This window comes from Faecousia intestinalis, from assembly GCF_040096185.1.
GTDB lineage: Bacteria > Bacillota > Clostridia > Oscillospirales > Oscillospiraceae > JAZOXB01.
Genome location: NZ_JBBMFF010000023.1, coordinates 1 through 7,706, shown reverse-complemented (window position 1 = coordinate 7,706; position 7,706 = coordinate 1). Strand labels below are relative to the sequence as shown.

11 protein-coding genes are annotated in these 7,706 nt (G+C 68.8%); all 11 read right to left on the bottom strand.

Annotated features, from left to right (window positions below; all coding sequences use genetic code 11):
* Positions 1-294 precede the first annotated feature (294 nt).
* The gene (locus WMO66_RS00230) at positions 295-1,143 is read right to left on the bottom strand and encodes a hypothetical protein (protein ID WP_349134399.1); all 849 of its coding nucleotides are present in this window, start codon (positions 1,141-1,143) and stop codon (positions 295-297) included.
* Positions 1,140-1,475 carry a DNA circularization N-terminal domain-containing protein gene (locus WMO66_RS00225; RefSeq protein WP_349134398.1) on the bottom strand — a complete coding sequence of 112 codons (336 nt, stop codon included), beginning with the start codon at positions 1,473-1,475 and terminating at the stop codon, positions 1,140-1,142. Before WMO66_RS00225 ends, WMO66_RS00230 begins: the two co-directional genes overlap by 4 nt.
* A 2-nt stretch (positions 1,476-1,477) precedes the next feature.
* Positions 1,478-1,876 carry a hypothetical protein gene (locus tag WMO66_RS00220; RefSeq protein WP_349134397.1) on the bottom strand — a complete coding sequence of 133 codons (399 nt, stop codon included), beginning with the start codon at positions 1,874-1,876 and terminating at the stop codon, positions 1,478-1,480.
* A gap of 11 nt (positions 1,877-1,887) precedes the next feature.
* Positions 1,888-2,910 carry a hypothetical protein gene (locus tag WMO66_RS00215; RefSeq protein WP_349134396.1) on the bottom strand — a complete coding sequence of 341 codons (1,023 nt, stop codon included), beginning with the start codon at positions 2,908-2,910 and terminating at the stop codon, positions 1,888-1,890.
* Entirely contained in the window at positions 2,907-3,374 is a 468-nt protein-coding gene (locus WMO66_RS00210; protein ID WP_349134395.1) for a hypothetical protein, read from the bottom strand. The genes WMO66_RS00215 and WMO66_RS00210 overlap by 4 nt, the downstream gene beginning before the upstream one ends.
* Positions 3,362-3,700 carry a hypothetical protein gene (locus WMO66_RS00205; protein ID WP_349134394.1) on the bottom strand — a complete coding sequence of 113 codons (339 nt, stop codon included), beginning with the start codon at positions 3,698-3,700 and terminating at the stop codon, positions 3,362-3,364. The genes WMO66_RS00210 and WMO66_RS00205 overlap by 13 nt, the downstream gene beginning before the upstream one ends.
* A complete protein-coding gene (locus WMO66_RS00200; RefSeq protein ID WP_349134393.1) occupies positions 3,697-4,041 on the bottom strand; it encodes a hypothetical protein in 345 nt (114 codons plus the stop codon). The genes WMO66_RS00205 and WMO66_RS00200 overlap by 4 nt, the downstream gene beginning before the upstream one ends.
* Positions 4,038-5,063: a phage major capsid protein gene (locus WMO66_RS00195; protein ID WP_349134392.1), complete on the bottom strand. Its 1,026-nt coding sequence runs from the start codon at positions 5,061-5,063 to the stop codon at positions 4,038-4,040. Before WMO66_RS00195 ends, WMO66_RS00200 begins: the two co-directional genes overlap by 4 nt.
* Before the next feature lie 20 nt (positions 5,064-5,083).
* Positions 5,084-5,428 carry a hypothetical protein gene (locus WMO66_RS00190; RefSeq protein WP_349134391.1) on the bottom strand — a complete coding sequence of 115 codons (345 nt, stop codon included), beginning with the start codon at positions 5,426-5,428 and terminating at the stop codon, positions 5,084-5,086.
* A gap of 91 nt (positions 5,429-5,519) precedes the next feature.
* Entirely contained in the window at positions 5,520-6,428 is a 909-nt protein-coding gene (locus tag WMO66_RS00185; protein WP_349134390.1) for a hypothetical protein, read from the bottom strand.
* A gap of 1 nt (position 6,429) precedes the next feature.
* Positions 6,430-7,548 carry a serine/threonine protein phosphatase gene (locus WMO66_RS00180; protein WP_349134389.1) on the bottom strand — a complete coding sequence of 373 codons (1,119 nt, stop codon included), beginning with the start codon at positions 7,546-7,548 and terminating at the stop codon, positions 6,430-6,432.
* Positions 7,549-7,706 lie beyond the last annotated feature (158 nt).

Below are 7,706 nucleotides of genomic sequence, written 5' to 3'. Positions count from 1 at the left end.
CCAGTGCCCTCCTGCCGTTGAATTTTCCTGTACAAGGCGCTCAACCCCCGTAAAGGGGACGCCGCATCCGTAAGGCGGCAAAGCCGCCAACGTCTGCGCAGTGAGCGCCGCTACAGACGCAATTGGTGCATGCCATTTTCACGGCGGCCCGTACCGATCGTTACTGCGCCGCCGGGCGGGGCATGCCCCGCCCCTACAGAGGTGCATACCGTTTTATCGGCAGCCTGCAGTGGTCGACAGTAATGCGCCGGGCCTGGCTGCCCCCTCCCCTACAGTGTGCCAACGATGCCCCGCTTAAAGTGCCGCCAGCGTCAGCTCCGTGGTAATGCCCGCCGCGCTGCCGCGGAGGGCGCAGTCCGTGAGCGTGAGCGTGCGGCCGTCAACCTCCGCCGTCGTGCCCGGCTCGAGGGCGTGCGTGCCCGGCAGGGTCAGGCGCACGGCGTCCCGATCGCGCATAGACCGGGCAAATTCCGCCGCGGCGGGCCAGCCCAGTGCACTGCGCCAGCGCGTTTCGCGGCCGCCCGCCGGATTTTCGTAGGTCGTACCCGCGGCGTGGAGCACGCCGATGCCCGCCAGCGCCTGCACGGAGCGCTCCCGCACCGTGCCGCCCTGCAGCGCCGTGCCGCCGCTTTTGCGCGTCGCCGTCAGGCACACCCGGCCGTCTGCCAGCATGCGCGGCGGCAGGAGCCCGGCCGAGGCGCAGTAGTCCTGCACGATCGAGCTGCCCGTGCTGCCAAGGGCTGTTTTGAGGGTGCCCGTGGCCGACTGCGCATCGCTCCAGGCAGAAAGCCCCACCGGCTGGAGCACGCGGGTGGCAAGCGCCGCAGGCGTGATGCCCGTTCCCGTCTGCGCGTCGAACTCGCAGTCCTCGAGCAGGGCGTCCATCCCGCGCCCGCGCAGCACGAGCCTGCGCCCGGCCCCGCTTTCCGTGCGCAGCACCTCGTCCGCAAGGCCCGTGAACCAGCCCACGCCGTCCACGCGGGCCTGAAAGCGCAGCAGTCCGTCCGGCAGGGCGGCATCGGCCAGCTCCACACGGAACGAATCCTTCCCCAGCCGGTCCGTCCGCAGAATGCTCCACGCCGTCACCGGCCCCGGCAGACGCGTCCACGCGCCGCCCTGCGGCGCGGTCCACAGGGCGATCATGCCGCCTCCACGAAGGTGAAGCGGTAGCGCACGAAGTTCTCGCGCGGCTCCTGCCCGCCCTCCAGCTCCGTCAGAACGGCCTGCAGCGTTCCCACATGGGGCAGGGTCAGCGCCCCCGCGCCGCCCTGCGCCAGAAGAGCCTCGAGCGTTCGGAGGCTCTCATAGGCAGTTTCGCCGAAGAACACGCCCTCGCCCGTCACGGTCCGGGCCGCCGTGCCGAGGTCCTGCAGCGTCCAGCCGCCGCCCGGCTCCTCGAGCAGGGCCGTGCGCCTGCGGCTCGTCACCCGCAGGGAGGACGGCTCGTTCGGCCAGGTAAAATTGCGGAACTGCATGCTCATCCCTCCTGCTGCTCATATTCGCCGCGCACGGCGGCCAGCACCACGGCCTCCTCCAGCACGGAGCTGCCGACCTCGGCCCGCTCCGTCAGCCGCTCCCACTCGCAGCCGGAGAACACGACCATCGTGTCCGGCTTTGCGATGACAAGCGAAAACTGCCGCAGCTCGTGAAAGCGCAGGCCGTCGGAAATGGCCTCGTCCGTGGCATAGACCCGCTGCAGCGTGATGCGATAGCGCGCCGGGCCGCGCACGACGCCGACCGGCTCATTCGAGCCGATGGCCCCGACGACCTCGCACGACGCCTCCTCCTCGACGCGGTAGCTCTGCACCACCGCGACGCGCCGTCCCGCGACCTCAATGCGGATGTCCGCCGAGGTCGGAATGCAAATTCCCGTCATGTTCCCCCTCCTCAGCCGGTCATCTGTGCCGAAAGGGCGATGCGGTGCAGCCCCGCCGGGATGGAATAGGTGAACTCCACGCGGCACAGCGACGCATCGCCGGCATCTGCATAGACGCGCAGATCGCCGAACGCGCTGAGCCAGCCCCGCGCGCGATAGTCCTGCAGCACGAGCAGCACGGCGCTGCGGATGGCCGTGCGCGTGAGCGTGCTGTTCTGCGCCGCGCGGAACCGCGCCGCCAGCGCCGCCCGCAGGTCGCGCAGCAGCTCGTCCGTCACGAGCGTGGCGTTCAGGCTGCGGAAGCTCTCGCCCTCCGGCCCCTCGGCCGTGGCCCGCGTCGTCAGAATGCGCAGGGCACACATCCGCCCGCCGGACAGCTGCACGGGCGTGACGCCCGCCTGCAGGAGCTTGTCCAGCTCGTCATCCGTATAGAGGGCCGAAAGGCTCTGCAGGCCGAACAGGGCCACGTCGTGCAGCGGCACAACGGGCGTGGACAGCGAGGCGATGGCCCCGCCGACAGCCGCCGCCGCGCAGAAGCCGTCCGCCACGGCCTCGTCCTGCGCCAGCACGTCCGGCCCGGTCAGCACGATGCGCGCGCAGCAAAGCGCCTTTGCCCGCGCAACGAGGGCATCGGCCGACGCGCCCTTCATGCCCGCCACGCCGAGACACTCGTTGGCCTCAGCCGTCTCGCGCAGCAGCAGCTGCACGTCCTCGCGGGCGCTGCCCACGATGAGAACGCCCGGCTTCGCTGCGGCGAACAGAGCCGTGAGCGCCGTCTCATAGGCAACCTTCGTGTCCTCGTCCACGGCGACGGCATAGACCGGATCGCCGCAGTTGGCAAGGCACAGCTTCAGCATGCGCGTGAGCAGGGCGTTCCCGCCGTAGAGCGACACGGCCTCCGCCGCGCTGTGCACGAGCTGCACGCCCTCAGCCGCATCCGCCGGGGCGATCACCGCCGCAAGGCGGCGGTCCGTCAGCTCCGTGGTCCCCTGCGCCCCAAAGGCGGACCACACGCCCGGCCGTTCATGGATCATTGCAATACCCCCCTGATGTCCGCGTGCGTGAACGCGCCGTCCTGCGCCGTGGTATAAAGCCGCAGCGTCAGCGGCGCGCGGACGGCGCAGCGGAAGCAGTCCGTCCTTGCGTCATAGGCCGTGCGCCCCAGCTCGAGGTCGCCGGAATACAGGCCCTCGATGCCGCCGAGAAACACGTCCACCACCTGCGCCGCTGCGCGTTCGCACAGCGCGCCCGCCCGTCTGCCGGGCGAATAGACCTCCAGCTGCAGGGTTGCCTGCAGCTCCATGCCGTAGCGCTCCGCGCCGTCGGCATCCTGCCCGAGATAGCGCGCCAGCGCATGCTGGCGGCAGGCCGAGGGATCGGCCCCGACGGCGACCATCGGCGCCTTCAGCCGGGGCAGCGTCTCCTCGTCGAGGGCGCGCACGCAGTGGATGCCCGCTGCGCGCAGCGCCTGCAGCACCATTTCGATCAGCTGCTCCATGGGTCCTCCCTTCCGCCCTCGACGCACAGCCCCCACAAAAACAGCTCCGCGTCGTCAAAGACGATCATGTCCGCGCGGCGCACGAGAAAATAGCGCCCCGCAAGATACAGATGCTCCGCGCCCCGGATATCCAGCTCCGGCGGCCCGATATATAAAAACTGCCCGCGCGGCACCTCGCCGCCCGTCGGGATCATGTGGTCCATGTTCTGCCAGCTCCGCGAGGTCACGGGCTGCAGGAAGGCCCGCACGATCTCCGTCCGGTCCGGGAACACCGCCTGCACGCTGCTGCCGTAGCGCCGGATGAGGGCCGCGATGCGCCGCTTCATGCCCGCACCCCCAGAAAGCAGGTGTCCGGCTCCATCCACGGTGTGAGCATGTAGAGCGCGCCGCGCACCATGGAGTCGCCGGGGTCCTTCAGCCGGAGCGAGACCTGCCCGGCGTCAAAATCCGTCACGCCCTGCGCCTGCGCCGAAAGCAGCGTCGACGCGGCAACGAGGGCGGCGGCCATCACGAAGCACTCGCGGCACTCCTTCTCCGGGTCGACGTCCCGGCGGAGCCGGGCACGAAGCCCGGCCTCCGCTGCGCTGCACAGAGCGGGGAGCAGCTCCTCCTCCGTGCCGAGGATGCGCACGGCGGCCGCCGTGATCTCCTCGCTCATGCCCGTCATACCTCGAGCACCTTCGCCGCCTCCGTGCAGATCTTGCCGAAGCCGGAGATCGACGTGATGGCCGCGCGCTCGAGCTGGCGGTCGATGAGCTTGTCATATTCCACGCCGACGTCGCCCGCCTGCACCATTTCGAGCGCATAGCGGCGGTCAAAGGCGAGGATGCAGCCGTCCGCCATGGCCTGCGTGCGCAGCAGCGACGCGCCGAGCGGCGTTTCGAACTTGCCCGTGCCCTGGAAGTTCAGACCCGTGAGCGGATTCTGCAGCTCCGTCAGCTTCAGGAGCCTGACCATCGTGGCGTTGCTCACGAGCATCGTGTTCATCTCATACGGGGCGAACTGCGCCCAGAATTCCACAAGCTGTGCATACGTCAGCGTGCCCTGCTCGCCGGAGATGGGCGACGTGCCGGCGGTGAACACGGCCGCGGCATTGTCGTTGCCGTCGCCGTTGCGCAGGACGTTCACGGCATCCTCGAGATGCATGGCCTGGATCTGCGCGCCGATCTGGCGCAGCATGACAGAGAACAGGTCGAGCTTCTGGAAGCGCAGGGCCTCATAGGACGCCACGAGCATTCTGCCGCGCTTGTACAGGCGGACGAGGTGCTCGCGCGTGCGGATGGCCGTGGCAGGGATGGAAGCGCCCTCTGCCACATAGGCAAGGCTGCGGTCGGCCTCCTCCGGCACGGAGTAGATGCTGCGGTAGTCCATGGCGTCGATGCGCGTGACCGTCGCCGTAATGGCTGGCAGGATGTTGGCCTCGTCCATACCCTGGCGCACGGCGCGGGCCAGGAATTCCGGGAACAGCACGGCGGATTCGAACGTGGAGAAGAATTTCTCCACCGTGTCCGAGCCCGCGCCCTTCACGCGGATGCCGAAGCGCTTGAGCTGGCGCTGGAAGGCGTCCGTGTTCTCCAGCGGCGTGCCGCGGTAGCCCTCGGAGGGGTCGAGCTGCTCGAGCACCTGCGTGAAGCTGCGGCCGGCCTCGTGATACATGCCCTTTTCGAGATGAATGTTGTCAAATGCCATGTTCGTTTCTCCTTTCCGACTCACAGATAGAGGCCGACGGTCTTCGCGGCGGTGTCCACGCGGAGGACGCGGTATTTTTTCGCATTCTCCGTCACGGCCACGCCGCCCTTGCCGTCGCCCGCCAGCGCGCACTCGCCCACGGTTGGGGCCGTCGTGCCGGTGTAGTGCAGCGTCACAAAGCCAGCGACCTGCACGCAGGCCAGACCGTCTCGCTTGCCCACGACCACGCCGATGAAGTCATTGCCCGCCGCACAGGCCGCGACGGTATCGTTGGCGTGCATCTTGCACACCGTGTTGTCCGCTGCGCTGCCCTGCAGATACATCGTCGTGCAGACCTGCCCCAGCTCCTGATGAAAAATTGCCATTGTTTTATTCTCCTTTCATATTCCGGTTCTGCCCACGGGGCCCAGAAGGCCCGAATTTCTGAAACATGCCGTTTCCGATGGAAGCCTCTCGTCAAATCAGATAGGCTTCGTCGTCCTTGCCGCTTCCCTGCGTTCTTACCAGCTGCGGCCCGCCGCCGTAGCGCTCCGCGGCGCGCCGGTCCAGCGCGGCCTTCCACGCCTGCAGCTGGCCGTCGTCCAGCGCGGCGGCCGCCTTGCGGAGCGTCTGCTCCGAGGCCCCGAGGTCGAGCGACAGCCCCAGCGCCACCAGCCCGTCCTCGAGCTGCTTTCGCCATGCGCGGCCCAGCTCTGCCTCGGCCGAGAGCCTGCGCAGGGCGTCCGAAAGCTCCGGCGAGCCATGCTTTGCCACGCAGTCCTGCAGTGTCATGCCATATCCCTCCTTTCCCGCCTTCGTCACGCCCGCCGCCCGCTGCGCCGGGACCGCCACGAAGGAAAATTCATAGGCATCGAGCGGCTCCGAGAGCACGGCCAGGCACGTTTCGCCGTCATAGACCGCGCCCTTGCGGTGCGCACAGGTGCCGTAGGGCTCGCCGCAGATCGAGCAGCGCGCCTGCCCCATGGCGCAGCCGACGGAGACCTCCTTCTTGATGCCGCCCTCGATGTCCGCGATCAGGTCGGCGTTGCGCTCCGTGCGCAGCACATAGGCCTCGGCCATCAGGCAGCTTGCGCCGTCGTCCTCGCGGACGACCTGCGTGTCAAAAATGCGCGCGACCTGCCGGTCGGCCGACCACTGGTGGTCGCAGATGCCGGTCTTGCCGCAAAACAGCTCCGCCATGCGCGGCAGGGCCGCCGTGTCGAAGCGCTCAAAGTCGCGGTCGGGCCGGTCGTCGCACAGGCGCACGCGGAAGCAGTAGACGGTCTCCGCCGTGAGCGGCGTGCGCGCATAGGCGTTGATCTTTGCGAGCCGGGCCTCGTCCGGCGCTCCCGCGCCGCGCAGCCCGCCCTCCTTGCGAATCTCCATGTTATGTCCCCTTTCTCAGCTGTTCCGTCCGGGCGCGGTACAGGTCCGCCTGCGCCTCCTCGACGAGGTCCTGCAGGCTGATGTCGTCCCAGACGATCTCCGGCGCGCAGCCGCAGCCGTGCAGGCGCAGCCACAGCGTGCAGATGCGCAGCAGCACCGGCTCGACGGCGCGGCGCAGCGCCCAGAGCTCACTTGTCAGAAGATCTGCCTGCTGGGCGCTCATGCGCTCCGTGCTCGACCAGCTCAGGCCGAGCAGGAACGGCGGCAGGCCCGTTTTTGCCACGAGCTGCTCGAGCAGCTGGCGCACGGGCACGGCCGCGTCGAGCACCGGCCCGTCCGCGCCGATGACCTTGACGGACACGTCGCCCACGGCCACGAAGTCGCGCACGACGCCGCTCTGGCTGTCGCGCATGGCCTCGCTCCACTCGGCGGCGATGGCCCCGGCCCGCTCGGAGGCGGAACCGCGCTCCATCCCGTCGCCGCCCGGCCTGCAGACGACGGCATAGCGCACATTGCCCGCGCGCTCCCAGTTTTTTCCGATCGTGCGGTAAATTTTCAGCAGGATGTCCGCGAGAAACGGCATACTGCGCAGCAGCGAGACGCCATAGGGGCTGCCCGGCTCCGGGTTCAGCGCCGTGAACAGCAGCAGCTCCTGCCGCGGCAGCGGCCGCATCCGGCCGTCCGCATCGCAGCCGCACAGCACGACCTCGAGGGGCGACTTTCCCTCCCGAAGCTCCAGCGCGTTCACGTCGCCCCAGCACACGGCCCGCAGGTCGCCCTGCGCCACGAGCATCTCGCCGACGGCCCGGCCGTAGGTCAGAAGGCTGTCGAGGTAGGCCGAGAGGAAGCTGTGGATGCCGGTTTGCCCGCGCCCGCACGGAACGGTCCGCAGGAACGCATTCAGCGCGGCCTGCTGCTGGGCGCTTCGCACCGTGAAGCCGCCGCTCAGCCGCACGAGCTTGCCGATAGCCGCATCCAGCACGGGAAGCGACTGCCGCATGGCGCGGTAGAGCTGCGCCTCGCCGGGCGGGACGGCCGGAAGGCCCGCGCCGAACGGACCCTGCGTCCCGCCGCGCAGCTGGGCCGCCGTCGCCGCGACGCTCTGCTTTTTTCGAAACATGATTTTCCTCCTTTATTGGGGGAAACTCTGAATCGATCATCTGCGGCGGATGCCGGATCTTTTTCGGCAATCCATCGGTTTGGAAAGTTTGTGGTATTGCGCAGCCGTTGGCGGCTTTGCCGCCTTACGGATGCGGCATGCCCCTTGCGGGTACACAA